This is a genomic window from Streptomyces sp. NBC_01591 (assembly GCF_035918155.1).
In the GTDB taxonomy this organism is placed as follows: Bacteria; Actinomycetota; Actinomycetes; order Streptomycetales; family Streptomycetaceae; genus Streptomyces.
In genome coordinates, this window is record NZ_CP109327.1 from 1,395,747 (window position 1) to 1,419,317 (window position 23,571).

At 69.2% G+C, this 23,571-nt stretch carries 22 protein-coding genes; 16 read left to right on the forward strand and 6 right to left on the reverse strand.

Annotation, left to right across the window (positions count from 1 at the left end; genetic code table 11):
• The first annotated feature begins 25 nt into the window (after positions 1-25).
• Positions 26-703 carry a class I SAM-dependent methyltransferase gene (locus OG978_RS06595; protein WP_326764282.1) on the forward strand — a complete coding sequence of 226 codons (678 nt, stop codon included), beginning with the start codon at positions 26-28 and terminating at the stop codon, positions 701-703.
• A 31-nt stretch (positions 704-734) separates the two neighbouring features.
• Here OG978_RS06595 and OG978_RS06600 read toward each other — a convergent pair whose 3' ends face one another.
• Complete coding sequence (locus OG978_RS06600) at positions 735-1,106, reverse strand: fic family toxin-antitoxin system, toxin component (protein ID WP_326764283.1); 372 nt, start codon at positions 1,104-1,106, stop codon at positions 735-737.
• Entirely contained in the window at positions 1,103-1,330 is a 228-nt protein-coding gene (locus OG978_RS06605) for an antitoxin (protein ID WP_093551072.1), read from the reverse strand. The genes OG978_RS06600 and OG978_RS06605 overlap by 4 nt, the downstream gene beginning before the upstream one ends.
• Positions 1,331-1,733: 403 nt before the next feature.
• Here OG978_RS06605 and OG978_RS06610 point away from each other — a divergent pair, with 403 nt between their 5' ends.
• The 6 genes from OG978_RS06610 to OG978_RS06635 all read left to right on the forward strand — a co-directional run bounded on the left by OG978_RS06610 (position 1,734) and on the right by OG978_RS06635 (position 7,355).
• The gene (locus OG978_RS06610; RefSeq protein WP_326764284.1) at positions 1,734-2,249 is read left to right on the forward strand and encodes a transglycosylase SLT domain-containing protein; all 516 of its coding nucleotides are present in this window, start codon (positions 1,734-1,736) and stop codon (positions 2,247-2,249) included.
• Between the two features lie 76 nt (positions 2,250-2,325).
• The gene (locus OG978_RS06615; RefSeq protein WP_326764285.1) at positions 2,326-2,754 is read left to right on the forward strand and encodes a GNAT family N-acetyltransferase; all 429 of its coding nucleotides are present in this window, start codon (positions 2,326-2,328) and stop codon (positions 2,752-2,754) included.
• A gap of 171 nt (positions 2,755-2,925) precedes the next feature.
• Complete coding sequence (locus OG978_RS06620; protein ID WP_326764286.1) at positions 2,926-4,263, forward strand: hemolysin family protein; 1,338 nt, start codon at positions 2,926-2,928, stop codon at positions 4,261-4,263.
• Positions 4,260-5,279, forward strand: a complete 1,020-nt coding sequence (locus OG978_RS06625) for a hemolysin family protein (RefSeq protein ID WP_326764287.1) — start codon at positions 4,260-4,262, stop codon at positions 5,277-5,279. The genes OG978_RS06620 and OG978_RS06625 overlap by 4 nt, the downstream gene beginning before the upstream one ends.
• A gap of 92 nt (positions 5,280-5,371) precedes the next feature.
• On the forward strand, positions 5,372-6,220 hold the full coding sequence (locus OG978_RS06630) for an SGNH/GDSL hydrolase family protein (protein ID WP_326764288.1): 849 nt from the start codon (positions 5,372-5,374) through the stop codon (positions 6,218-6,220).
• A 346-nt stretch (positions 6,221-6,566) separates the two neighbouring features.
• Positions 6,567-7,355 (forward strand): IclR family transcriptional regulator, encoded by a 789-nt coding sequence (locus OG978_RS06635; protein ID WP_326764289.1) that lies wholly within the window; start codon positions 6,567-6,569, stop codon positions 7,353-7,355.
• A 63-nt stretch (positions 7,356-7,418) separates the two neighbouring features.
• On the opposite strand, the gene OG978_RS06640 is transcribed toward OG978_RS06635, so the two are convergent.
• Positions 7,419-9,719: an FAD-dependent oxidoreductase gene (locus OG978_RS06640; protein ID WP_326764290.1), complete on the reverse strand. Its 2,301-nt coding sequence runs from the start codon at positions 9,717-9,719 to the stop codon at positions 7,419-7,421.
• 436 nt (positions 9,720-10,155) lie between these two features.
• Here OG978_RS06640 and OG978_RS06645 point away from each other — a divergent pair, with 436 nt between their 5' ends.
• The 6 genes from OG978_RS06645 to mug all read left to right on the forward strand — a co-directional run bounded on the left by OG978_RS06645 (position 10,156) and on the right by mug (position 17,771).
• Positions 10,156-11,085 (forward strand): carbohydrate ABC transporter permease, encoded by a 930-nt coding sequence (locus OG978_RS06645; protein ID WP_326764291.1) that lies wholly within the window; start codon positions 10,156-10,158, stop codon positions 11,083-11,085.
• Positions 11,082-12,002, forward strand: a complete 921-nt coding sequence (locus OG978_RS06650; protein ID WP_326764292.1) for a carbohydrate ABC transporter permease — start codon at positions 11,082-11,084, stop codon at positions 12,000-12,002. Before OG978_RS06645 ends, OG978_RS06650 begins: the two co-directional genes overlap by 4 nt.
• A 68-nt stretch (positions 12,003-12,070) precedes the next feature.
• Positions 12,071-13,372: a sugar ABC transporter substrate-binding protein gene (locus tag OG978_RS06655; protein ID WP_326764293.1), complete on the forward strand. Its 1,302-nt coding sequence runs from the start codon at positions 12,071-12,073 to the stop codon at positions 13,370-13,372.
• Between the two features lie 220 nt (positions 13,373-13,592).
• On the forward strand, positions 13,593-14,897 hold the full coding sequence (locus OG978_RS06660; RefSeq protein WP_326764294.1) for a BNR-4 repeat-containing protein: 1,305 nt from the start codon (positions 13,593-13,595) through the stop codon (positions 14,895-14,897).
• An 848-nt stretch (positions 14,898-15,745) separates the two neighbouring features.
• Entirely contained in the window at positions 15,746-17,188 is a 1,443-nt protein-coding gene (purB, locus tag OG978_RS06665; protein WP_326764295.1) for an adenylosuccinate lyase, read from the forward strand.
• 19 nt (positions 17,189-17,207) lie between these two features.
• Complete coding sequence (gene mug / locus OG978_RS06670; RefSeq protein WP_326764296.1) at positions 17,208-17,771, forward strand: G/U mismatch-specific DNA glycosylase; 564 nt, start codon at positions 17,208-17,210, stop codon at positions 17,769-17,771.
• Between the two features lie 364 nt (positions 17,772-18,135).
• Here the strand turns inward: mug and OG978_RS06675 are convergent, their stop codons facing one another.
• From OG978_RS06675 to OG978_RS06685, 3 genes are all read right to left on the reverse strand, one after another.
• Positions 18,136-18,573: a hypothetical protein gene (locus tag OG978_RS06675; RefSeq protein WP_326764297.1), complete on the reverse strand. Its 438-nt coding sequence runs from the start codon at positions 18,571-18,573 to the stop codon at positions 18,136-18,138.
• A gap of 98 nt (positions 18,574-18,671) precedes the next feature.
• The gene (locus OG978_RS06680; protein ID WP_326764298.1) at positions 18,672-19,409 is read right to left on the reverse strand and encodes an ABC transporter permease; all 738 of its coding nucleotides are present in this window, start codon (positions 19,407-19,409) and stop codon (positions 18,672-18,674) included.
• A 2-nt stretch (positions 19,410-19,411) separates the two neighbouring features.
• Positions 19,412-20,350 carry an ATP-binding cassette domain-containing protein gene (locus OG978_RS06685; RefSeq protein WP_326764299.1) on the reverse strand — a complete coding sequence of 313 codons (939 nt, stop codon included), beginning with the start codon at positions 20,348-20,350 and terminating at the stop codon, positions 19,412-19,414.
• Between the two features lie 108 nt (positions 20,351-20,458).
• Here OG978_RS06685 and OG978_RS06690 point away from each other — a divergent pair, with 108 nt between their 5' ends.
• The 3 genes from OG978_RS06690 to OG978_RS06700 all read left to right on the forward strand — a co-directional run bounded on the left by OG978_RS06690 (position 20,459) and on the right by OG978_RS06700 (position 23,544).
• A complete protein-coding gene (locus OG978_RS06690; RefSeq protein ID WP_326764300.1) occupies positions 20,459-21,631 on the forward strand; it encodes a sensor histidine kinase in 1,173 nt (390 codons plus the stop codon).
• Positions 21,632-21,635: 4 nt separating this feature from the next.
• Complete coding sequence (locus tag OG978_RS06695; protein ID WP_326764301.1) at positions 21,636-22,286, forward strand: response regulator transcription factor; 651 nt, start codon at positions 21,636-21,638, stop codon at positions 22,284-22,286.
• A 100-nt stretch (positions 22,287-22,386) separates the two neighbouring features.
• A complete protein-coding gene (locus OG978_RS06700; RefSeq protein WP_326764302.1) occupies positions 22,387-23,544 on the forward strand; it encodes an ROK family protein in 1,158 nt (385 codons plus the stop codon).
• Positions 23,545-23,571: the final 27 nt, after the last annotated feature.

The window sequence follows — 23,571 nt, forward strand, 5'->3', positions numbered from 1 at the left end:
GAGCGCCCGGACGAGGAGGTCCGTCATGCGTCTGCGCAGCACGAGAATCCCGGATGACGCGGTGCACCACCCCGTCTTCGCCCGGTTCTACGCCCGGATGAGCGTGGCCGCGGAGACCAAGGCCGGACTGGGCGCGGTGCGCTCGGAGCTGCTGGCGGGCCTGTCGGGCCGGGTCATCGAGATAGGTGCGGGCAATGGCCTGAACTTCGCGCACTACCCGCCCGCGGTGTCGGAGGTGGTGGCCATCGAACCCGAGCGCAGCCTGCGGCAGTTGGCGGTGCGGTCGGCGCTGCGTGCCGGAATCCCGGTGGATGTGGTGCCGGGTGCGGCGGAGGCGCTGCCGGTGAAGAACGAGGCGTTCGACGGGGCCGTCGCCTCGCTGGTGCTGTGCACGGTACGGAATGTGGAGCGTTCGCTCGCGGAGATCGTGCGGGTGCTGCGGCCCGGGGGTGAGCTGCGGTTCTTCGAGCATGTGCGGGCCGACGACCGGGCCATGGCGGCAACGCAGCGGGCACTGGACCGTACGATCTGGCCGCTGGTCACGGGCGGGTGTCATACGGCGCGCGACACCCTGGCCGCCATCGAGAGGGCCGGATTCGTGGTGGAGACCTACCGCCGGGTCAGGATGCCGGAGTGGGGGGTCCGGCTGCCCACGTCGGCATGCGTGCTGGGGGTGGCGAGGCGGCCGGCCGTGCTGGACTGACGCCTCGGCCCTGCCTCGCGTGCCGGGGCCGTCACAGACTCCACTGGCGGAGCTCGTCGGCGATGGCCCGGACGTCTGCCTTGCCCTCCTTCACCAGCCGGGCCAAGTCGCGCACCTGCTCGGGCGAGGTGGTGACCTTGAGTCCGGAGGCGACGAGATATCCGTACGCGACGGCCGAGGAGAACATCGCGTTGGAGTGTTCGAGCGCGGGGACATGGAGCAGCAACTGCAGGAGGGCAGCGGCCCGGGAATGCGGGTCGCTGTAGACGGGGCTGCCGAAGATCTCGGCCTCATGACGGGCCACGGCAGCCACGAGCGCACCCCAGTCGACCACCTGCGGATCGCCGGGGGTCTTGTGCTCGGCCACCATGAGCAGCCAGGAAAGGTCGATCTGGAGGTTCAACGCGTGCCTTTGCGCTCCGGGCCGAACTCCTCGGCGAACACCGACTCGTACTGCTTCATGAAGTCGGCCGCGGCTTCGACGAAGGTGTGTCCGACCTCGCCGGCATCCTGCCTCACGAGCTCCTCTATGTAGCGGTTCACGCTCATCCCCCTCTGCAGCGCGCGCTGTCGCGCGGCCTCGGCGGTGGCCTCGTCCACTCTCACGTTCAGCTGAGTCTTGGGCACGGCAACACGCTAGCGCGCGTGCGCTAGCACCGGCAAGAGGAGTCCACCGGCGCCGGGTGCACGGTTCGCCGCGCACGGAACGCCCCGTCGAAGCCCTCGAAATGGCCCTGTGGATGTGATGCCACCCATAGGGGCCACGTCACATCCTAGGCCGGATAGTAGAAATATAGGGCCGCCCGAACGACATAGAAACGGCCCAGAGCGTCTCATTTCGGACATTGCTCCGTATTCGGGTAGTACGTCACATCATTGACCCCCGCCCCGGCCACCGCTAACCATGGCTCTCGTTGCGGGACACCGCGACCGGCCCGGACGGACCCCCGCCGGACCACGCAGGGCCCCGCCCCGCACGCCGCCACCCACACCGGACGGCACACCCCACACCAAGGAGAGTCACTTCCGCATGACCACCCACACCCTGAACCGCACCAGCCGCCTGCGCACCCTGTCCCTCACCGCACTGGCCACCACCGCCGCCGCGGCAGCCGCCCTCACCCTCACCTCGACCTCCGCACACGCCGCCGAGACCAAGCAGCCCACCACCCCCGCGGCCAAGACCGCCACCACCGGCGACACCCAGCAGGGCAACAGCGGCTACGCCAACAACCTCGACGGCTGGATCAAGGAATCCCTCGCCGTCATGAAGGCCAAGGGCATCCCCGGCACCTACGAGGGCCTGCACCGCAACATCATGCGCGAGTCCAGCGGCAACCCCAACGCCCAGAACGGCTGGGACGTCAACGCACAGAAGGGCACCCCCTCCAAGGGCCTGCTCCAGGTCATCGAGCCGACCTTCAACGCCTACCACGTCAACGGCACCGCCAAGAGCCTCACCGACCCCGTCGCCAACATCACCGCGGCCGCCAACTACGCCGCCGACCGCTACGGATCCATCGACAACGTCAACTCCGCCTACTGAGCCACGGAGTCACCGAGCCACTGTCCGGCGCCGAAATCGTTCGCCGAACGGATCGGCGCTCTGCTTGGCTCGTCCCATGAGTGATCTCCCCATACGCTGCGCCGGCCTCCCCGACGTCGACACCGTGTTGCGCTTCTGGCGCGAGGCCGCAGAGGGAACGAGCATCAGCGACGACCACGACGGCGTGGCCCGGCTGATTTCGAGAGACCCCGAAGCCCTGCTGCTGGCGGAACGCGACGGTCGCCTCGTGGGAACCGTCATAGCCGGTTTCGACGGCTGGCGGTGCTCCGCCTACCGGCTGGCCGTGCACCCCGACTGCCGCCGGCAAGGTATCGCCACCGCCTTGATAGAAGCGGCGGAACAGCGATTCCTCACCCTGGGTGGGCGACGGGTCGACGCCATGGTCCTGGAAGCCAACGAACGGGCACACCACACCTGGGCCGCAGGGGGCTACCACCGCGAGGATCACTGGCGGCGCTGGGTGAAGCCGCTCACGGACCGATGAGACCTCCGAGCGATCGACCGGCTTTGCCGATCCTTTACTATGGTTCTCCTCCTGTTCCGATCCTTCCGAAAGGTGTGAGCGTCCGCCCATGGGCGAGCCTCCCAGTAGTCGGCACCGCCGGCACCGAGCGATCCTCCTGACCCTGCCCGATCATGGGACGGAGGTGAACCGATGACCGAAGTGCTTCTACTGCTCGTGGCAGTACTGCTCTCGCTGGCCTGCGGCGCCTTCGTCGCGGCCGAGTTCTCTCTGACGACGGTCGAGCGCGGACAGCTCGAACGCGCCGTCGAGCGGGGCGAGCGGGGCGCGGCGAGCGCCATGAAGGCCGTACGCAGCCTCACCTTCCAGCTCTCCGGCGCTCAGCTCGGCATCACCGTCACCAATCTGGTGGTCGGCATGCTCTCCGAACCGTCCATCGCGAAACTGATCCGCGGTCCGATGGAAGCCATGGGCCTGCCCCCGAGCGCGGCGTCCTCGGTGGCCCTCGTCCTGGGAACCGCGCTGTCCACCGTGTTCCTGATGATCGTCGGTGAACTGGTCCCGAAGAACTGGGCGATCTCCTCCCCGCTCGCCGTCGCGAAGACCGTGGCCACGCCGCAGCGGGCCTTCACCGCCGTTTTCCGGCCCTTCATCAGCCACCTCAACAACACCGCCAACCGGATCGTGCGCCGCTTCGGTCTGGAACCGGCCGAGGAACTGGCCTCCGCGCGCAGCCCGCAGGAGCTGGCGGCGCTGGCCCGGCACAGTGCGAAGGAAGGTGCGCTGGAGGCGGACACGGCGGAGCTGTTCGTCCGCACGCTGAATCTGACGGAACTGACGGCTGAGAACGTGATGACCCCCCGGGTCCAGGTCACCGCGCTGGAGGCGCAGGCGACAGCCGAGGACGTCGCCAACGCCACCCGGGCGACGGGCCTGTCCCGTTTCCCTGTCTACCTCGGCAGCCTGGACACCGTCGTCGGCGTGGCGCACATCAAGGACGTGCTGGCCATCCCCGCCGAGCAGCGGTCCCGTACACGCGTCTCGGAGATGCTGCGCGAACCCCTGCTCGTACCGGAGACCCTCACGGTGGACCGGCTCCTGGACCGGTTGTCCGGCAAGATCGCCATGGCCGTCGTCATCGACGAGTACGGCGGCACGGCCGGAGTCGTGACGCTGGAGGACATCGTCGAGGAGGTGGTCGGCGAGGTGCGCGACGAGCACGACCCGCACGAGACCGCAGACCTCGCTCCGGCCGGCGAGGACGCCGACGGACGGACCCTGTGGTCGGCCGACGGCGCCGCGCGCGTGGACCAGCTGAAGACGATCGGACTGCGCGTGCCGGACGGACCGTACGAGACACTCGCCGGGCTCATCGCCACCGAGGTCGGCCGCATCCCGGCCGTGGGCGATGCGGTCGAGCTGGCGGGCTGGCGGATCGATGTGGTCGACGCATCCGGACGCCGCGCCGCGCGGGCCCTGCTGCACGCGCCGCTGCCCGGCGACGACGAGCAGACGGAGGACGCACGATGATCGCCGTCCAGCTCTTCATCGGACTGATGACCCTGGTCGTCAATGCCTTCTTCGTCGGTGCGGAGTTCGCGCTGATCTCCGTACGCCGCAGCCAGATCGAGTCCGATGCCGAGGCCGGGAACCGGCGGGCGCGAAGCGTCATCTGGGGCCTCGAACACGTATCGGCGCTGCTCGCGGCGGCACAGCTCGGCATCACCCTCTGCACGCTGGTGCTCGGTATCGTCGCCGAGCCGGCCTTCGCGCATCTGCTGGAGCCCGTCTTCGACGCGGTGGGTGTGCCGCACGGACTGATCCATCCGATCTCGTTCGTGATCGCGCTGTCCGTGGCGACGTATCTGCACATGCTCCTCGGTGAAATGGTGCCGAAGAACATCGCCCTGGCCGAGCCCGTACGCGCCGCGCTGCTGCTCGGACCGCCGCTGGTGGCCCTCGCCAGGGCGCTGCGCCCGGTGATCTTCGCGATCAACGCCTTCGCCAACGCGCTGCTCAAGATCCTGCGGGTCGAGACGAAGAACGAGGTGGCCGCCACGTTCTCCGACGACGAACTGGCCCGGCTGGTGACGGACGCGGGCGACGCCGGTCTGGTCGACGACCGCTCGGCCGAGCGACTGCGCCACGCCCTTGAGCTGGGCCGTCGCCCGGTGCGTGATGTGGTGATGCCAGTGGACCGGGTCATGTACGCCAGGATCGGGACCACACCGGAACAGCTGGAACGGCTTTCGAACGAGACCGGCTTCTCCCGCTTCCCGGTGATGGACGGCGAGGAGAGGATCCTGGGTTACCTCCATGTGAAGGACGCCCTCGATGCCACGCCGCGCAATGTGCCCTTCCCGGTGACCGCGATGCGCCCCATCGCCCGGGTCCGGGCCGACACACCGCTCGACGATGTCCTGACCGCGCTGCGGCGCAGCCGTACGCACCTGGCGGCGGTTCTCGACGAGGACGATCGGCTGGCCGGGATGGTCACCATGGAGGACGTGCTCCGCGAACTGGTGGGGCGCCCGAAGGCACGCTGACACGGATGCCCGGGGCGGGGTACGGATACCGGCCGCGCCCCGGGGCCGCACCCCGGAAGGGGCCGGGCCCATCGCGATACGATCGCGTCGCCATGGAAATAAATGCCTCCTACAGCAGTCTCGTCGCGGTCGGCGACTCGTTCACCGAGGGCATGTCGGATCTGCTGCCCGACGGTTCGTACCGCGGCTGGGCCGATGTCCTCGCCGGACGGCTCGCCGCCCGCACGCCGGGATTCCGCTACGCGAATCTCGCCGTACGGGGCAAGCTGATCGGCCAGATCGTGGACGCGCAGGTCGATGCGGCCGTAGCCATGCGGGCGGATGTCGTCACACTCGTCGGCGGACTCAACGACACACTGCGGCCCAAGTGCGACATGGGTATGGTCCGCGGACGGCTCGAAGAGGCCGTGGAACGTCTCGCACCCTCGTGCAAGAGGCTCGTGCTCATGCGGAGCCCGGGGCGCAACGGCCCGGTGATGGAGCGTTTCCGTCCGCGGATGGAAGAGCTGTTCTCGCTGATCGACGACTTGGCGGCCCGGCACGGAGCGGTGGTCGTCGATCTGTACGGCGCACCGGCGCTGGGCGATCCCCGGTTGTGGGACGTCGACCGGCTGCATCTGACGGCCGACGGACACAACAGGGTGGCCGAGGCGGTCTGGCAGACGCTGGGGCTGCCTCCGGAGAACGACTGGCGGACACCGCTGCCGACCGCCGTACCCCACGGGTGGGCCCGCCGACGCGTCGACGACGTCCGCTTCGCACGCGAGCATCTGATGCCGTGGATCGGTCGTCGGCTGACCGGTCGCTCCTCCGGAGACGGAAGGACGGGCGCCCAGTACAGCGCCGAGCTGGGGAGTGCGTTCTGGGTCACCCCCGCGGACGCCCGCGACCCCGGCCCCGTGGCGACGTGGCGGCGGGTCGACCCGGATCCGCTCCCGTAGCACCCCACAAACCGGACCGCGGCGCCGGATGTCTTCGCCGGAGGCTTCACATATTCGCGAGGCCTTCAAGGTTCATCCGGCTTGCGATGGTGTTACCACTCGCGGAGCCCACTTCCCGGACCAAGGCGACGAAGCAGTGGCGCACGCCGGTGGCATCGGCGAAGGCGTCCGTCCTGCCATGCGCTTCCCTTCACGCGGATGACATCCACCCACCGATGCCCCGTGCAGCACGGTGAATGAGCCGTATACATTCCGGCCGAGAGCCGACGGATTTCAAGAACAGCCCTCAGATCGACGCGATATGCTGATGCAGATTGTGCAAGCCGTTTGCAAAATGAGGAGGGTCATGGCTACGCGGGCGACCGACGTCGGGACGAACCAGAGCGTCGAACGAGCGGTCTCGGTGCTGCGCGCACTCGACTCCGGACGTCCGGAACTGCGCGTCTCCGACGTCGCCGAACTCACCGGACTGGGCTCCTCCACAACCTCCCGCCTCCTGTCCACCCTCGAGCGCCTCGACATGGTGGAACGCGACCCCGTCAGCAACCTCTACCGCCTCAGCCTCGGCATCCTCCCGCTCGCCGCCACCGCCACCAATCGCCACCCCGTCCACCGCGCCGCCCGCATGGTCCTCCAGGACCTTGCCACCCGCACCGGACTCGGAGCCAACGTCGCCGTCCGCCGCGACACCGAGCTGATGTTCCTGTGCAATTTCGAGGGAACCCGCACCCCCAAGTCCTACACGCAGGCCGGACACACCGCCCCGCTGCACGCCACCAGCATCGGCAAATGCCTCCTCACCGGCCTCACGCCCAAGGAGCGCCGCAAGCTGCTTCCCGAACCGCTCACGGCGCACACCGACTACACGACCACCAGCCACGACCTCCTCGACACCGAGATCGACACCGTCCGCCGCACCGGCTACGCCATCGAAGCCGAAGAACGCGCCCTGGGCCGTGCTTCCCTCGCCGCGCCCGTCCGCGACGCCTCGGGTGACGTCGTCGCCGCCATCTCGCTGTGGGGCCCCACCTCCCTCCTCGGCAACCACGCCGAAGTCGAAGGGCAGCGCCTCGCCCTCACCCGCGAGGTCATCGAAGCCGCCGACGCCATCAGCCAAGCACTCGGCGCCCTCTGAATCACGTGGCGAAGGGGCCCGGTGAAGGTCGTTCGACCTTCACCGGGCCCCTTCGCCACGTGGCTACGCGCCGTACGCCTTGAACGCGATCACGTGCGCATGCCGCGCCCCGTGCGTCGCGTCCACCACGAGCCGCAGCGCGTCGGTGTGCACGACCCCGCCGTCCGCACCCTTCAGATCGTGCACACGGTGGCGGCGGCGGTTGCCCGTCACCGTCAGCAGCGTGTGCCAGGTGCCGTCGGGCTCGCGGCTCTGGATACGGTAGTCGCGGACCAGTTCCGGCATGACCTCGAACGGGGTGCGGTGGCGGTGCAGGTTGTTGAGGTACTCGTCGACGTCGTCGTCGAACACCACGCGCGCTTCGGTGAGTCGCTGCCCCATGCCCCAGTCGAGGCGCAGCCACTGCGTGGCTCGGTCCGGGTCGGGCAGCAGATCGGACGACCACATCTGCGGGCCCCCGTAGGCGCGCTGGAATCCGCCGACGGCCCGCTCGGGCCGGAACGCGGCGGTGTCCGGGGTCGCACGGAAGCCGAAGGTTCGGCGGCGCAGGCCGCGGGCCTGCCACTCCAGGACCAGCTGGCCTTCCTCCTCCGGGATGTCGTGGTCGACGGCCGCGTCACCTTCGGCCCTGCTGCGCAGTGCGAGGACGCCGTCGGTGCGCTCGGGGACGAGGACCAGCGCCGCGCCCGGGCAGGCGCGCACGATCAGTACGACGTTCTCCGGGGTGTCCGGGCGGTGGTCGAAGCGGGCCGTGACCCAGTGGGGGCCACCGGTCGGCACGGTCACCGTGGTGGTGAGCAGGTGGTCGACGGGTACCGCGTTCTCGGGGCGGCCGGTGCTCCACAGTTCCACGGTGAGTTCGCTCGGCCGCTCACCCTCGGCGCCGTGGACGAGCAGGTCGACCGTGTCGAGTGCCGGGTCCACCGGAAGCAGCAGCGCAAGATCGCGGGTGAGCGGGTACGGCTCGCCGGGCGCGGCCGACGTGGGCTCGGCGGCCAGGCGGCTCAGGTTCGAGGAGGCGCTGACGCGGGCCGTGCGCGCCAGGTTGTCGGGGTCGTCGTCGTACAGGCCGATGACCGAGGCGTCCTGCCGCAGCAGGGTGCGACGCACCAGCTCGGGGTGGTTGGCGGCGAGTTCGCGCGGGCTGAGGCCCTCTGCGACGCAGAGCGCGGCGGCCGTGCCCGCGGCCTCGCCGAGCGTGGCGCAGGTGGCCATGACGCGGGTGGCGCCGAAGGCGATGTGGGTGGCGGAGATGTTGCGCCCGGCGAACAGGAGGTTCGTGACGTTCGCCGAGTACAGGGAGCGCAGCGGGATGTGGAAGATGCCGTCCGCGTAGCGCTGGCGGGCGCCGGGCTCATCGGCGTACATGCCCTGCACCGGGTGGAGGTCGACGGACCAGCCCCCGAAGGCTACGCGGTCGGCGAACTGCCGCTGCTCGAGGATGTCCTGCTGGGTCAGCATGTGGTCACCGAGGAAGCGGCGGTACTCGCGCTTGCCGGGGAGGCTGCCGACCCACTCCAGCGTCAGGTTCTCGGCGTCCGGGAACTCGCCGGAGTTCTTGATGTGGTCCCAGATGCCCATGATCACGGCCTGGAGTTCGTCGCGGATGCGCTCGTTGTCGTGGACGGTGTCCATCTCGCCGCCCCACTCGATCCACCAGTAGTCGCAGCCGTTGTCGCCGGTGCGCAGCACGCGGTTGCGCAGGATGGGCGTGGTGGCGAGGTCGCGGGCGTAGGCGGGCGGCACGAACTTCACAGGCCGGCCCGTGTCCTTGGTGTGGAACAGGATCGTCGACCCGAGCAGCGCCTCGTCCCCGTCCTCGGGCGCCCATGGCTCGCCGAACTCCGAGCGCGCCTCGCGGCCGATGCGGTGGTGGGCGCCTGCGAGGTGGCCGAGCAGGCCGTCACCGGTGCAGTCGAGGAACTGCCGTGCGTGGAAGGTGATACGCCGCTCGGAGCCCATCATCCAGCCGGTGCAGGAGTGCACCTCGCGTGCGTCGTCCGGGCCGCTCGCGTCGACCTCCCGTACGTCGGTGTTGAGGTAGAGGTCGATGCCCGATTCGGCCCGGACGGCGTCGAGGACCACCTGGTCCCAGTAGTACGGGTTCCCCTCGGGGTTGCGGTACTGGTTCTCGGTGTACAGCTCGCCCATGATGCCGGTCTCGCGGGCCCAGCGATGCACGCCGTGGGCCGTGGCGCCGCAGACCCAGACGCGGACCTCGCTGCTGGCGTTGCCGCCCAGGACGGGCCGGTTGTTGACCAGGGCGACGCGCCGGCCGAGCCGGGCCGCGGCGATGGCCGCGCAGGTCCCCGCCAGGCCACCGCCGATGACGGCGATGTCGTAATGGACCTCTTCTTCCCGCACGGTGCGGCCTCCTTGGTGTGATGCTCGGATGCTCTCCGCCGCAGCGGAGCGACCTCGAACGTACATCACATGCATATTGTGCAACCACTGTTCCACCAGTGGGATGTGTTGTAAGTTTCGAGCGCAGCCGACGACACCGCCGCCGTGGGCCAACAGCCAAGCTCATGGCACGTGCGGCAACTTCGCCGGTCTTGTACGGAACCGGCGATTCGCCGACCAAAAGGGTTGACGCCGTCGCGCGATATGGAGAACGATCCCGCATGCTGCAACTTGCGTTCAACGGAGCATGCATGACATTCACACAGGGCCTCGGCCGAAGCGGTAGACAAGGCGGCTCACCACTCACGCCCGGCCGCGTCACATCCGTCTGTCTGCGCACGGCCTCCCGTGCCACGCCCTGCATCACTGCTCCCGCCCCGTTCGAGAGGACACACCCATGAGTACGGCCGCACCTCCACAGAAGGCCGCTCCACGCCATGAGCGGACCGGCGGACGGCTCTCCAACGGCGCGTTCGCACTGCTGCTGACCGCACCGGGGCTCGCCCTGTTCGCGACGATCATCATCTATCCGCTGCTGTCCGCGCTGTTCACCGGCTTCTTCAAGCAGGATCTGCGACTGCCGGGCCGGGAGTTCGTCGGCCTGGACAACTTCACCTTCTGGCTGGACGGCAACTTCCTCACGATCCTCAAGCAGACGCTGATCTTCACCGTCGGTGCGACGCTCGTCCCCTTCGTGGTCGGCTTCGCGCTCGCGCTGGCGCTGAACTCGGGCCTGAAGGGCAGCGGATTCCTGCGCGGGCTGTTCCTCTTCCCGTGGGTGATCCCGGGCGTGGTGGTCTCCTTCCTGTGGATGTGGATCTTCAACGCGAACTACGGCGTGCTGAACGGCATCCTCATGAAGGCCGGGATCATCGAGGAATCCATTTCCTGGCTCGGCCAGCCCGGCACCGCCATGCTCGCCGTCATCGTCACCAAGACCTGGGCAAGCTTCCCCTGGATGATGGTGATGCTCCTGGCCGGTCTGCAGACCGTGCCCAAGGAACTGCACGAGGCGGCCTCGATGGACGGGGCGGGCTCGATCCGGCGCTTCTTCGCCGTCACCTGGCCTCAGGTCCGCGGTGTCGCCTCGATCGTGCTGCTCCTGGAGTTCATCTGGAACTTCCAGCACTTCGACACCATCTACGTGCTCACCGGCGGCGGCCCGGCCGGCACCACCGAGACCTTCGCGACCGCCGTGTACCAGACCGCCTTCAAGGGCTTCGACATCGGCCGGGCGACCGCGCTGGGCGGTCTGTGGATGGTGCTCCTGCTCATCCTGGTCGCCTTCTACCTCAGGATCACCGAGCGGAAGGGCGACGCCCGATGACCTCCACGACCTCCACCCCGCTGTCCGGCACCGACCGGCTGAGGCCGTCCGCCACGTCGGCCGGGCGTACCTCGCGGCGCCGGATACGCAAGGACCTGCTGCGCTCGCGCATCGCCGCCTGGACCGCGATCCTGGTGATCGGCGCCTTCGGCCTGCTGCCGGTCTACTGGCTGCTGGCCACGGCCCTGAGCAGCCCCGAGCAGACCTTCCAGTTCCCGCCGAAGCTCATACCCACCGAGATCACCTTCAGCAACTTCACAGCCCTCGCCGAGAACGACCAGCTGATCAAGTACCTGGTCAACTCCCTCATCGTGGCCTCGATCACCGCCGTGCTGAGCGTGGTCGTCGCCACATACATGGGCTACTCGTTCTCCAAGTTCCGCTACCGCGGGCGGCGGTCGCTGATGCACCTGGTGCTGGCCTCCCAGATGTTCCCCCAGGCGCTCCTGCTCGTGACGCTGTACGCCGTGTTCTCCAGCTTCGGCCTGCTGAACACGTACACCGCCCTGGTGCTGTCCTTCACCACGTTCACGATGCCGCTGTGCGTCTGGATGCTGAAGGGCATCTTCGACACCATCCCGGATGCCCTGCTGGAGGCCGCGTCCATCGACGGCGCGTCCCGGTGGCGGACGCTGCACTCCATCGTGGCGCCGCTGGCCGCGCCCGGAATGATCGCCGCGGGGCTGTTCGCCTTCGTCCGCGGCTGGAACGACTTCATCTTCGCTGTGACGCTGGCCGACAAGGAGAAGCAGACCCTGCCGCCCGGCCTCGTCTCCACCTACATCGGTGAGTTCCAGACCGCCTGGCCGGAGCTGATGGCCGCCTCGCTGGTGGTTTCCGTGCCGGTGGTCGTCGCCTTCATGTTCCTGCAGCGCTACCTCGTCGGCGGCATGACCGCCGGCTCGGTCAAGAGCTGAGCCCGCGGGATCCGCCCGCACCCTCCCCCACGCACTTCCCCTTCCGCCCACTCCCCCATGGAGACACCATGACCACCTCTGGCATCAGCCGGCGCGGCGCACTGCGCATGTTCGGCATCGGCGCGCTCGGTGTGGCCGGCGCCGGCGTGCTCGGCGCCTGCGCACCGTCCGGCGCCGGCACCTCCTCCAACGGCGGCGACACGAAGTCCAAGAACTTCGACTTCACCTCCTGGTCGCTCAACGAGGAGGCCGCCAAGCCCTCGATCGAGAAGATCATCGCGGCGTGGGAGAAGGACAAGGGCTCCAAGATCCGCGCGGTCTCGTACCCGTACAACGAGTACCTGAGCCAGCTCACCCTCAAGCTCGGTGGCGGGGAGACGACCGGCGCGGTGCACCTCGACATCGCCTGGCTCGCCGCGGTGGCGCAGATGGGCAAGCTCGCCGATCTCAATTCCGTGGCCCTGAAGGGCGGCTACACGAACGTGGCGCTGGACAGCGGCATGTACGACGGCAAGCAGTACGGCCTGCCATGGAACACCGGCTCGATCGGCGTGATCGCCAACTCCAAGCTCCTGGAGAAGGCCGGCATCAAGAAGCACCCCACCACCATCGAGGAGTTCGAGGACGCGCTGCGGGAGCTGAAGGGGCTCGGCGGCGGTGTCGTGCCCTACGCCGCGGCCACCAAGGTCGCGCAGCTCAAGGACATCTTCCCGTGGATGCAGACCTTCGGCTGCACGCTCCTGGAGGACAGCAAGGTGACCATCGGCGACGACGCCTCCATCGACGCGGTCACCTGGTACAAGAAGCTGCACGACGAGAAGCTGATCGCCGCGGACGTGGACCGCTTCGACGCGCGTGCCCTGTTCGGGCAGGGCAAGGCCGCCTTCTACGACGACGCCATCGTCGGCAAGGGCGTGACAGCGGCCCAGTCCAAGGACAAGACGCTGGCCGACGCGATGCAACCGATGAAGCGGCCGGTGCTGCGCTCCGGTGACACACCGCAGGCGCTGCTGTGGGGCGGTGTGATCGCGATCGTCAAGGGCAAGGGGCAGGACGCGGCGACGGAGTTCGCGCTGCACACCACCTCCGACCTCGCCACCACCACCGAGTACTTCGCCTCCCGCGCCCTGCCGCCGTCCACCACGGCGGGCCTGGCCGACCCGAAGGTCGCGAAGGACACCTTCACCACCGAGTGGACCGAGAAGATCACCGATACGGCGACCGGCAGCCCGTTCTGGCAGTTCGCGCAGAACGCCCAGATCGAGGAAGCCGTGGCCAAGCAGGTCCAGGCCGTCCTGGTCGGCAAGTCGAAGCCGAAGGACGCGATGAAGAAGGCCGCCGAGGAGGTCACCGATCTCATCAAGCGCTGAGCCGGCGCGCGGCGGTCGGGGCCCAGTGAAGGCAGAACAGCCTTCACCGGGCCCTTGCCATGCTGCACACCTTTTCCCCAACACGTAATTCAGATCCGCATTGCGCAATCTCTATTCACGATCTGGGATCTGTTGTAAGTTTCCGGCGCGGCAGAGCGGTGGACCGACCTGCGGGGCCGCTCCCGTCCGCCTCACCATCACGCCCGCGAAGGAGTTCGCCTTGCGACGTCCCACGGCACGCGCGTATGCCGCCTCGGCAGCGGCCCTGGCCGCCCTGCTCACGCTCGTCCCGGCCGCCCAGGCCGACAGCGCGGACCTCACGGCAGCCGCGGCAACGGTGATCGAGAAGGTTCCGTACACGATGGACTCGTCGAACCAGGCCGCCTGGTGGACGCCGGTCGCCACGTACAAGGGCCGCGGTCAGTACACGTACTTCGCCTTCAACGAGCCCGGCTCGACGGCCGCCACGCACCGCCCGGCCATCGCGCGGCGCGACCCGGACGGGGTCTGGAGCCGTCTGCCGCTGCTCGACAAGAGCGGGCAGCAGGCCGAGTTCGCCGACGACAACGGTCACAACCAGCCGTCCGTCGCGCGCGACGGCAGCGGCCGCCTGCATGTGTTCGCCTCCATGCACGCCAACGCCTGGCGTTACTTCCGCACCGAAGCCGCCGGCGGGGACGTCACCGACCACGCGGCCGAACTGCCCGACCAGGGCGAGGGCATCACCTACCCGGTTGTGACCACCGCACCGAACGGCGATCTGTTCCTGGCCGCCCGCGTCGGTGCCGGCACCGACCAGCGTCCCGGCAAGCTGTACCGCTGGGACAACGCCGCCGCGCGCTGGAGCGTGGTCGCCACCTTCGCCGGCGCGCTGAACCGCGCCGTGTACCCCGACGACCTGACGGTGGACGCCGCCGGGCGCGTGCACATCCTGTACGAGTGGTCCAAGGCCCCGTCGAGCGCGTTCCGGCACCAGCTCTCCTACCTGCGCTACGACCCGTCGACGGGCGCCTTCGCGGACAGCGCGGGCGCGGCCGCCACCACCCCGGTGACACCCGGCACGTCCGACGTGATCCAGGACCTCACCGCGGATGAGGTGTGGAGCAGCGACAACACCTACACGGGTCCGGCGGTGCAGAGCGCCAAGCTCACCCTCGACGGCTCCACCCCGAAGGTCGCCTACCGCTACCGCTCGACCGACAGCGGCGGCAACTTCCGCGTGTACTACGCCTACCCGAGCGGCAGCGACTGGGTCAGCAAGACCGTGTACGCCGGTGGCCAGACGGCCGCGGCACTGGGCATCACCTGGGACGAGACGGACACCAAGCGGATCTACTACGTCACCGGCTCCGGCACCGACCGGGTCTTCGCCGCGACGCAGTCGGCGGACGGGGCCTGGACCGCGCAGTCCGCCGCGCCGGGCGTGAGCGCGGACCGGCTCGCGGTGCGGCGGGACTCGGACGGAAACGATGTGCTGTACCTGCCGGACACCGCACACAACTCCCTCTACTACGGGCTCCGTTGATTCCCAGCACCGTCGGCGCTCCTGGCAGCGGGGTAGCGGGGCGCATTCGGTGCCGGTGACCGGTGGCGCAGGGCCCCGGTCCGACTTCTCGGGACGTGACACAGCGCGCGGGCCGGTCGCCGGGCCACCGGCCCGCCGCTACGCCGGCGAGGGAGGAGACGCCGTCGCATCGGCCGCACCACACGTGTCGTCACCACATCGTTGCTCCGCGTGCTCAAAAGCGGAGAGCCGGAATGCAACGGTGCCCGCGCCGGACGCTGCACGCCGTCGCAGCCCGCCGCGCCACGAAGCCCCGCCGGATATCCGGCGGGGCTTCGTCGTCTCACGCGCTCTACCGGAATCCGACACCGGCGAGGACGACGCTCACGGCCGCGGCCGTGCGAGCGGCGACCGCGTCGGTCCGCTTCCCTGATTCCCTCGGCCGCGCGCAGGGTGCTGAGATGGCGAGCGAGGGCCACCAGCTGCGCGGCGTGCTCGACGAGCGCCGCGGCCGGCGCGCACGGCTCGGCCGACGCCGGTGTCCGGGCGAACCCGAACGGCTCAACGTAGAGATCCACGTACCGGCGGGCGCACTGACCGTACGGGTACTGCACCAGCTCCGCAGGGTGGAGCGGTTCGCCGCATCGTGGGTCATGACGCCCTCGCCGCCGACGTGGGCGAGGTCGACCCGGCACTCGACCGGGTGCTCGGTGCGTCCGGCGCACCGAGCCGGGCGGGTGAGGCGGACCGGGCCGCAGGTGGTCCGCGGGCCAGCCGAGGCCGTCGCCGTCCAGGAGCCTCTGACCTGGACCTTATCCATTTTGTGGGCGCTCACGAACCGCCGAGGACGACAGGTAAACTCAGGACACGTGACTGCTGTGTCTGCGAAGCCTCGCATCCCCAATGTCCTGGCCGGCCGCTATGCCTCCACGGAGCTGGCCGTCCTCTGGTCCCCCGAGCAGAAGGTGAAGCTGGAACGCCAGCTGTGGCTGGCGGTGCTGCGCGCTCAGAAGGACCTCGGGATCGAGGTGCCGGACGCCGCGCTCGCCGATTACGAACGTGTCATCGACCAGGTCGACCTGGCCTCCATCGCCGAGCGCGAGAAGGTCACCCGGCACGACGTCAAGGCCCGGATCGAGGAGTTCAACGCCCTCGCCGGCCACGAGCAGGTCCACAAGGGCATGACGTCCCGGGACCTCACGGAGAACGTCGAGCAGCTCCAGATCCGGCTCTCTCTGGAGCTGATGCGCGACCGCACGGTGGCTGTGCTGGCCCGGCTCGGCAAGCTGGCGGGCGAGTACCGCGAGCTGGTCATGGCCGGCCGCTCCCACAACGTCGCCGCGCAGGCGACCACGCTCGGCAAGCGCTTCGCGACCGCGGCCGACGAGCTCCTGGTGGCGTACGGTCGGCTCGAGGACCTGCTGGGCCGCTACCCGCTGCGGGGCATCAAGGGCCCCGTCGGTACGGCGCAGGACATGCTCGACCTGCTGGGCGGCGACGCCGGGAAGCTCGCCGACCTCGAACAGCGGATCGCCGCGCACCTCGGTTTCGCCCAGGCCTTCACATCGGTCGGCCAGGTCTACCCGCGCTCGCTCGACTACGACGTGGTGACCGCGCTGGTCCAGCTGGCCGCGGCGCCCTCGTCGGTCGCCAAGACGATCCGCCTGATGGCCGGGCACGAGCTGGTGACCGAGGGCTTCAAGCCGGGTCAGGTCGGCTCGTCCGCGATGCCGCACAAGATGAACACCCGATCCTGCGAGCGCGTCAACGGCCTGATGGTGATCCTGCGCGGCTACGCGTCGATGACCGGCGAGCTGGCCGGCGACCAGTGGAACGAGGGCGACGTGTCCTGTTCCGTGGTCCGCCGGGTGGCGCTGCCGGACGCCTTCTTCGCGTTCGACGGTCTGCTGGAGACCTTCCTGACCGTGCTCGACGAGTTCGGGGCGTTCCCGGCCGTCGTCGCCCGTGAGCTGGACCGCTACCTCCCGTTCCTCGCCACTACCAAGGTCCTGATGGGCGCGGTGCGCGCGGGTGTCGGCCGTGAGGTCGCCCACGAGGCGATCAAGGAGAACGCGGTCGCCTCGGCCCTGGCCATGCGCGAGCAGGGCGCCGAACGCAACGAGCTGCTCGACAAGCTGGCCGCCGACGATCGCATCCCGCTCGACCGTGCCCAGCTCGACGCTCTGATGGCCGACAAGCTCTCCTTCACCGGGGCCGCGGGCGACCAGGTCACCGCGCTGATCTCCCGCATCGAGGAGATCGCCAAGCAGCACCCCGAGGCCGCCGCGTACACACCGGGCTCCATCCTCTGACGGCCACGCCCCCAGCCGGATGACGCCCGAAGAGCTCCAGGCCGCCCGCGACCGCACCGTTCCCGATGTGGTCGCGGGCGGCCTGCGTGTGCTGTTCTGCGGTATCAACCCGAGCCTGATGACGGGGGCGACGGGCCACCACTTCGCGCACCCCGGCAACCGCTTCTGGCCGGTACTCCATCGGTCGGGCTTCACGCCCAGGCAGTTGAAGCCGGCCGAACAGACCGAACTGCTTCGCTACGGCCTTGGCATCACCAATGTGGTCGCCCGGGCCACCGCCCGGGCGGACGAGCTGTCCGCCGAGGAATTCCGCGAGGGCGGACGGCTCCTGGCAGCCAAGGTCGAACTGCTGCGACCACGGTGGCTGGCGGTCGTAGGGGTCACCGCCTACCGCACGGCCTTCGGCAGGCGTACCGCCCGGATCGGTCCGCAGGACCACACGATCGGCGGCGCCCGCGTCTGGGCCCTGCCCAACCCCAGCGGTCTGAACGCCCACTGGACCGCTCAGACGATGGCGGAGGAGTACGGACGCCTCCTCGCCCACGTCGACAACAACGCCACCGTCCCCACCGACAAGTCCTGACGCCCCGGCGCCTACACACTCCCCGACAGTTACGCAATGGCTCGGCACTCATGGCCGCGTACCGGCAGTCATGATCCGGGCTCGGCGCCGAATGCCACGTACCGGCACCGTGGTCCGGGCTCGGCGCCGATGGCCATCACCCGTTCCCGGCACCACGGCCGCTGCCAACCCGAGCCCAGGAGCCGGGCGAGCGCCGCCCCCACCCCCAACCACCAGCCCGGCCCACTGCCCAATCGCCGGCCGGCTGCACCCGTCGTAGACGGCGGGCAATCGGCCCGCCGCGCAGCGAACGGTGTCCGAGCCCCGGACCGACCGCCACCAGAGGCGGATCCGGGCCCGTCCGGCCGACAGCAGCCTGCTCATGTCACGGCGGGTCGATCTCCGTCACCACGACATTCAGCTCACACCCCGGTCCTTCCTCCTCCAGATAGAGACCGATGGCGATCCATCGGTCCTCGATGCTCCAGAGCTGAAGAAACTCGCAGCCCGCAACCGTATCGGCCCATGCCTCCGGTATCTCCTCACCGGCGGTCATCCGCTCCTGCGCACTCCAGAGGCTGATCATCTGCGGCTCACCCCAGCGACCGGTGAGCAGCGTCAGCAATGCGTCATGCTCTGCAAGGCACTGCGCCCGGTGCTCCAGCCGCCGCACAGCGTCGTCGTCCCAGTGATCGACATCGGCGTGCAAGGATGCCGTGTGATAGCCGGGCCCGCTGACTCCCGAGCCTGACCGGATACGCTCCGTGGGAAAGTCCGAGGTGCGCATCTCGTCGATGAGGCGGAGGTGATGTGCGGTGGTCATGCCGCCAGTAAACCGCCCAGCACTGACAAGCCGCTCCTTGCCATGAGCTTTGATGCGCTTTCAGCCGTCCTGATCCGTATGGAAATCGTGACAGCTGGCTACGCGTCCCTGCGCCGGAGCGCCCACCAGCCTGCCAGGAGTGCGGCTGCCGCCCAAGCCGCTGTCACCGCGAGTCCGCCCCACGGTCCGAGGCTTCCTTCGGGGTTCTGGTGAAGCACCAACTGTCCCGCCCGGTCCGGCAGATATTGCGCGGCACCACCTGCGACGTCACCGACCACGAAGGAGACGATGAGCACGAACGGGATGAGTAGGCTGAGTACAGCTACCGCGCTGCGCAGCACCACTGTCAATCCGGCCGCGAACAGGGCCATCAGCGCCAGATATATCCCGCCCCCGAAGGCTGCCCGCAGAGCTCCCGGCTCGCCCAGGCCGATCGCGTACTTCCCCATGAACAGCTGTCCCACGAGGAAAGCGCTGAAGCTGGTGACGAGGCCGACGGCAAGTGCCAGCGCCCCGAGGAGCCCGATCTTGGCAGCGTAGAAGAGGTTGCGGCGCGGTACAGCGGCGAGCGAAATCCGCAGAGCTCCGTTGAGGTACTCGGAGGAGATCGCGGTCGCCCCGAAGCTGATGGCCGCGATCTGGCCGAAGTTCAGTGCGTAAAAGGCGTCGAAGACCGGCTCGGCATCGGCATTGTTCGCCTCGGCCTGGCCGACGGTGGAGAAGGCGAGCAAGGTGATGGCGAGTGTCACGACGAGGACGGCTATCAAGGATCCCGCGACGGACCGGACCGATCTGATCTTGATCCACTCGGAACGCAGCACTGCGGTGGTCGACATGGTCAGGCCTCCTGACGGTTGGCGGATGAGGTCGACGCCGATGCGAATTCCGTGGCGTCTGCTGTGAGGTCGAGGTAGGCCTGTTCCAGCGTGGCCTGTTCGTCGGTGAGTTCGAGGACAGGAATGCCTTCGGTGGCGGCTATCGCGCCGATCTCCCCGGCCCTCGCACCCTCGACGGTCCAGCAGCCGTCGTCATCCCGCGCGGGGTCGTATCCCTTGCGGATCAGGACATCGCGCAGCCGCGTGGATTCGGTGGTGCGCACCCGTGCGCGGGGCCTGCTGCGGGAATCCAGGAAGTCCTGCATCGGCAGGTCGGCGAGGAGTCGGCCCCGGCCGAGGATCACGAGGTGATCGGCGAACGACGAGGTCTCGTTCATCAGATGACTGGAGACCAGGACTGTGCGTCCCTCGCGGGCGAGCCGTTTCATCAGCTCCCGGATCCAGATGATGCCTTCCGGATCGAGGCCGTTCGACGGCTCGTCCAGCATCACGACCTCCGGATCGCCCAGCAGGGCGGCCGCTATGCCCAGCCGCTGTCGCATCCCGAGTGAGAAGGTCTTGATCCGGGCTCCGCCGACCTCGCCGAGGCCCGCCTCCTCCAGGACCTCCTCGACTCTGCGCGCACCGAGGCCGTTACTGACCGCCAGGGCGAGCAGGTGGTTCCGCGCGGTGCGCGAGCCATGGGCGGCCTGGGCGTCCAGCAAGGCGCCCACCCGACGCAGCGGATCGTCGAGCGTGGCATAGAACTGCCCGCCGATCGTGGCCTTGCCGCCGGTGGGCCGGTCGAGGCCGAGAACGAGTCGCATGGTGGTGGACTTGCCTGCGCCGTTGGGGCCGAGAAAGCCGGTGACGCGCCCGGGTCGCACACTGAACGTGAGGTTGTCCACGGCACGGGTCGTGCCGTATGCCTTGGTGAGCTCATGGACGTCGATGCTGGTCATGTCCTCAGCCTCGCGGCCACGCCGGGTGCCTCGCCTCCCCCGCGGGTGGGGATCATCTCCCTCGCTCGGGGGAGCCGCCGCGCCCGTGCGGACTGACACGATGGCAGCATGTTCCGCCTACTGCGCCCGCTCGCCGCATCTGTCACCTACACCCGGTGGCTGCATATCCTCATCCCGGGTGCGGGCTACAGCGTGTGGATGTTCATCTCGCCAAATTCCCCATGGGCGCCCATGGTCTTCGCCGTACCGGTCGGCTTGGTCCCCGGTATGCGGCTCGCCGAGGGGGTGCAGGCACAGCTTCTGCTCGCCCCGGAAGAGCGAGGCACAGCTGATGCCGCCATCTCCGCGACCAGTGCGGCCACTTGGGGTGATCGCTGGAGAACCGTGTTGTGGCTGGAGATACGAATGGTGCTCGCCGTTCCCGTGGGGTACGCGACGGTGTGGCTGTCGGCAACTGCGGTGGACCTCGTCCTCACCGCTTTCGGCAACGGTCCGAGCAATGCCTGGCTGGTCCGCGGGGTGGAGCCGCACTGGTGGTATGTCTTGCTCGCCCCCCTGCCCCTCCTGGTGCTGCTCGCCATCGTCGTGATCAGCGGCAACTTGATCAACGCGAGCGCCCAACGGCTTCTCGGTCCCTCGCCAGTGCAGCGGTTGACCGCTCTGGAGGAACGTACCGAGCAGTTGCTGGAGCGCAACCGCATCGCACGCGAGCTGCACGACTCGATCGGACACGCGTTGACGGTCGCGGTCGTGCAGGCCGGCGCGGCCCGGGCGGTGCACGACCCCGAGTTCACCGAACGGGCACTGACCGCGATCGAGGAGACGGGCCGGGACGCGCTCGACGATCTGGAGCGGGTTCTTCGGGTGCTGCGCGAATCGGGCACACCAGTGGGGCAGCGGCCGACACTCGTGGAAGCGGACCGGCTCCTGGACTCGGCGCGCGGTTCGGGTGCGAAGATCGACGCGGCCGTGTCAGGTCCGCTGGAGCAGGTTCCGGGCGCGGTGTCCCGCGAGGGGTATCGCATCCTTCAGGAGTCCCTCACCAATGTGCTGCGTCATTCGGGAGCGGTTCCCGTCCGTGTACGGATCACTGTCGCCCACGGCCGACTGGAGTTGGAGGTCACCAATCCGCTCACCGATTCGACAGCTGTGCAGGGCGGCGGGAGCGGGCTGCGGGGAATCCGGGAGCGGGCTGCGCTGCTGGGTGGCAAGGCCAAGACGGGGCCGCACGAGGGAGAGTGGCGAGTGCACGCGAGTCTTCCGTTGAACGGCCTAGGCTGACCCGATGCCGGTTAGCGTACTTCTGGTCGACGACGAACCCCTCGTCCGCGCGGGGCTGCGCGCGGTCCTCGAGGCTCAGCCCGATATCGAGGTGGTGGGTGAGGCGGGCGACGGTGCCGCCGTGATCCCACTGCTGCATCAGCTGCGCCCCGATGTGGTGGCCATGGATGTCAGGATGCCGTTGATGGACGGTATCGAGGCCACACGGGTGGTGCTGCGCACAGTGCCGGATCCGCCGAAGATCCTGGTGGTGACCACATTCGAGAACGACGAGTACGTCTATGAGGCGCTGCGTGCCGGTGCGGACGGCTTTCTCCTCAAACGTGCCCGGCCCGCCGAGATCGTGCATGCGGTGCGTCTGGTCGCCGAGGGTGAGTCGCTGCTCTTCCCGGCGGCGGTCCGGCAGCTCGCCGCCGAGTACGGGACGAGCAAGGCGCGAGCGGCCATGGACCGGACAGCGCTCACCGAGCGGGAATCCGCGGTCCTCCGGCTGATGGCCCGTGGCCTGTCGAACGCCGAGATCGCTGCCAAACTCGTGGTCGGCGTCGAGACGGTGAAGACCCATGTCAGTGCCGTACTGACCAAGTTGGGTGCGCGGGACCGTACCCAGGCGGTGATCGCGGCGTACGAATCCGGGTTCGTCGCTCCGGGCTGAAGGCCCTGCCCGGTGAAAACCCACTGCAGCCCACGGTCGCCCCGCACCTGGGCAACGAGTACCATCCGCCTGACATGCGTTCGAGCTGGGAGGACACACCGTGGGCCGGCTGACCGGTGGGGATCCGTCGCTGTTGCGACGCATCAATTCCGCGGTGGTGCTGCACGCTCTGCGTGGCGCCGACTCCCCGACTCTGACGGACCTGACCCGGATCACCGGACTGTCCCGTCCGACGGTCGAGGGTGTCATGGAGGGGCTCTTCGAGGCCGGTCTGGTCGTCGAGTCGGTTCCCGACGGGGGTGAGACCCGACGCCAGGGGCGGCCGGCCCGCCGGTTCCGGTTCCGCGCCGAGGCCGGCCATCTGCTCGGCATCGAGATCGGCCCGCATCGTGTCTCCGCGCTGCTGTCGGGGCTGGACGGCCGGATCATCGGCGCGGGTGCCCGCGAGGTGTCGGAGACCGCCTGCGCCGATGACCGGCTCGACAAGGTCAGGGCCGTGGTGGCCGACCTCCTGCGGCGGACGGGTGTGGCCAGAAGCAGTCTCCGTGCGGTAGGGGTCGGCAGTCCTGGCATCGTGGAGGCCGACGGGACGGTTCGGCTGGGGACCGCGCTGCCGGGCTGGACGGGTCTCGCGCTGGGTGAGCGGCTGAGGCGCTCCTTCCGCTGCCCCGTCCTGGTGGAGAACGACGCCAATGCTGCGGCGGTCGCGGAGCACTGGAAGGGTGCGGCCACCGAGTCCGACGACATCGTGTTCGTCCTGGCGGGGCTCAGCCCGGGCGCCGGTTCGCTGATCGGCGGGCGGCTGCACCGCGGTTTCGGCGGCGCCGCGGGCGAGATCGGCGCGCTGCATCTGCTCGGCCGCGAGGTGACTCCGGAGCGGCTTCTGTCCACGACGGACACTCCGCTGGATCCGTTGGACGAGCCCGCGGTCGCCGTTGTGTTCGCGGAGGCACGGCACGGCGATGTCCGGGCGCAGGCGGCGGTCGAGCGGTTCATTCAGCGCCTGGTGCACGATGTCGCGGCGCTGGTTCTGGCGCTGGACCCCGAGCTCGTGGTGGTGGGTGGCTGGGCCACCGGGCTGGACGATGTGCTCGATCCGCTCCGTAGCGAACTGGCCCGCTACTGTCTTCGGCCGCCACGGGTCACGCTGTCGCTGCTCGGTGAGGCGGCGGTCGCCACCGGTGCCCTGCGGCTGGCTCTCGACCACGTCGAGGAGCAGCTCTTCGCGGTGGAGGGAACGGTGACGGCCCGCCGCTGAGTGCGACGGGCCGTGCGTGCCGACGAG

What these genes read in the sequence shown, in the direction of transcription:
- OG978_RS06595 (WP_326764282.1), top strand. Translation starts at nt 26, where the DNA reads ATGCGTCTGCGCAGCACGAGAATCCCGGATGACGCGGTGCACCACCCC.
- OG978_RS06610 (WP_326764284.1), top strand. Translation starts at nt 1,734, where the DNA reads ATGACCACCCACACCCTGAACCGCACCAGCCGCCTGCGCACCCTGTCC.
- OG978_RS06615 (WP_326764285.1), top strand. Translation starts at nt 2,326, where the DNA reads ATGAGTGATCTCCCCATACGCTGCGCCGGCCTCCCCGACGTCGACACC.
- OG978_RS06620 (WP_326764286.1), top strand. Translation starts at nt 2,926, where the DNA reads ATGACCGAAGTGCTTCTACTGCTCGTGGCAGTACTGCTCTCGCTGGCC.
- OG978_RS06625 (WP_326764287.1), top strand. Translation starts at nt 4,260, where the DNA reads ATGATCGCCGTCCAGCTCTTCATCGGACTGATGACCCTGGTCGTCAAT.
- OG978_RS06630 (WP_326764288.1), top strand. Translation starts at nt 5,372, where the DNA reads ATGGAAATAAATGCCTCCTACAGCAGTCTCGTCGCGGTCGGCGACTCG.
- OG978_RS06635 (WP_326764289.1), top strand. Translation starts at nt 6,567, where the DNA reads ATGGCTACGCGGGCGACCGACGTCGGGACGAACCAGAGCGTCGAACGA.
- OG978_RS06645 (WP_326764291.1), top strand. Translation starts at nt 10,156, where the DNA reads ATGAGTACGGCCGCACCTCCACAGAAGGCCGCTCCACGCCATGAGCGG.
- OG978_RS06650 (WP_326764292.1), top strand. Translation starts at nt 11,082, where the DNA reads ATGACCTCCACGACCTCCACCCCGCTGTCCGGCACCGACCGGCTGAGG.
- OG978_RS06655 (WP_326764293.1), top strand. Translation starts at nt 12,071, where the DNA reads ATGACCACCTCTGGCATCAGCCGGCGCGGCGCACTGCGCATGTTCGGC.
- mug (WP_326764296.1), top strand. Translation starts at nt 17,208, where the DNA reads ATGACGCCCGAAGAGCTCCAGGCCGCCCGCGACCGCACCGTTCCCGAT.
- OG978_RS06675 (WP_326764297.1), bottom strand. Translation starts at nt 18,573, where the DNA reads ATGACCACCGCACATCACCTCCGCCTCATCGACGAGATGCGCACCTCG.
- OG978_RS06680 (WP_326764298.1), bottom strand. Translation starts at nt 19,409, where the DNA reads ATGTCGACCACCGCAGTGCTGCGTTCCGAGTGGATCAAGATCAGATCG.
- OG978_RS06685 (WP_326764299.1), bottom strand. Translation starts at nt 20,350, where the DNA reads ATGACCAGCATCGACGTCCATGAGCTCACCAAGGCATACGGCACGACC.
- OG978_RS06690 (WP_326764300.1), top strand. Translation starts at nt 20,459, where the DNA reads ATGTTCCGCCTACTGCGCCCGCTCGCCGCATCTGTCACCTACACCCGG.
- OG978_RS06695 (WP_326764301.1), top strand. Translation starts at nt 21,636, where the DNA reads ATGCCGGTTAGCGTACTTCTGGTCGACGACGAACCCCTCGTCCGCGCG.